Source organism: Oleiphilus sp. HI0066 (assembly GCF_001635725.1).
The window spans coordinates 1-1,201 of the sequence record NZ_LWFH01001662.1; the positions used below are offsets into that span (position 1 = coordinate 1).

Consider the following 1,201-nt stretch of genomic DNA (forward strand, 5'->3'; position numbering starts at 1 on the left):
TCTTGTTGTTATGTTCTTGGTATTAATTTGTATGTCGCCCATAGTGCCAGTATCACTAAAGCAAACGACATCGCGAACCACTGAAACGCATAACCAGTGTGTTTATCGGGTGTTTGCGACTGGTAATTCCAATACAAATCTGGCGCATCTATTGTCGCGCCAATGTCGGACGCGAATGGGACTCGATGTAGTAGCCTAAATTCGGAATTCTCCACTAAATCAGCGGCACTCAGTTCTCGTATTTTTTCCATGTTCAGTGACTGAACACGCCATATACTTTTCTCTCCAAACTCGGCATCTTCATTCCAAACGGGCAACGATTTTTCTGTCCAGTAGAAATATCCTGTCAAAGACTGAGGAGTTACAATACTGCTAACTTTTGGCAGCTTGTCTCTATATTTTGGTGCCGCTATCCACCCCTGATTCACCAATAAAGATCCGCCCGAATCTAAAGCGAAAACACTGGCCAGTTCATACCCCACTTTTCCTTGATATTGGCGGTTATCAAGCAAAAAGTGTTGCCCAGTAAAATGGCCCTGAATCAATCTAGGTTCGAATAATTTGATAGGATCGTTAGAGGGATAAGTTCGCAGAGGAAGTTGAGATTGTAGTGTCAGTATCTCTGCTCTTTGCTGTTTTTGATCTGCACGATCTAATTGCCAATGTCCTAAAGACAGCATAAGCGGAAGAAACACCGCTACAAACAACCAAATAAATATAAGCGGTCGCTTAGCTTTAAACTGCTGCCCCTTGGTGGTCTCTGGGAGACTCTCCGCAATCGCCATTACCTTCACCACTACCTCAGATTTATAACAGCTTTGATTCCTAATCTGAGCGCGTTAAACTCAATGCACTCATACAATAAGAAGAAACCAAATGCTTAAAATTCTTATCGGACTCATATTGCTCGGCGCCATCATTAGCTTGTTCAGCGGTCTAGTCTTTTTGATTAAAGACGATGGCAAATCAAAACGTTTAGCCAACTCCTTAACTGTTCGAGTTGGGCTTGCTGTATTACTTGTTATTGTTGTTGCTATTGCTTTATGGACGGGTGAGCTTCAGCTCAACCCATCCCCTGTTTAAGTCTCTTGCTACAGAATATAAACCAAGAAAAATAAACCTAACCACACCACGTCGACGAAGTGCCAGTACCATGCTGTCGCTTCGAAGCCAAAGTGATTTGCTTTATCGAAGTGGCCTT

At 42.9% G+C, this 1,201-nt stretch carries 3 protein-coding genes; 1 reads left to right on the forward strand and 2 read right to left on the reverse strand.

What is annotated here, in order from left to right; translation table 11 throughout:
• Positions 1-8: 8 nt before the first annotated feature.
• Positions 9-785 (reverse strand): SURF1 family protein, encoded by a 777-nt coding sequence (locus A3738_RS25825; RefSeq protein WP_156493079.1) that lies wholly within the window; start codon positions 783-785, stop codon positions 9-11.
• 91 nt (positions 786-876) lie between these two features.
• Between A3738_RS25825 and A3738_RS25830 the strand changes: the two genes are divergently transcribed.
• Positions 877-1,083 (forward strand): twin transmembrane helix small protein, encoded by a 207-nt coding sequence (locus A3738_RS25830; RefSeq protein ID WP_068483347.1) that lies wholly within the window; start codon positions 877-879, stop codon positions 1,081-1,083.
• Positions 1,084-1,091: 8 nt separating this feature from the next.
• On the opposite strand, the gene A3738_RS29625 is transcribed toward A3738_RS25830, so the two are convergent.
• Positions 1,092-1,201 (reverse strand): cytochrome c oxidase subunit 3 (locus A3738_RS29625; RefSeq protein WP_197474049.1); only part of this gene is annotated, 110 nt, incomplete at its 5' end.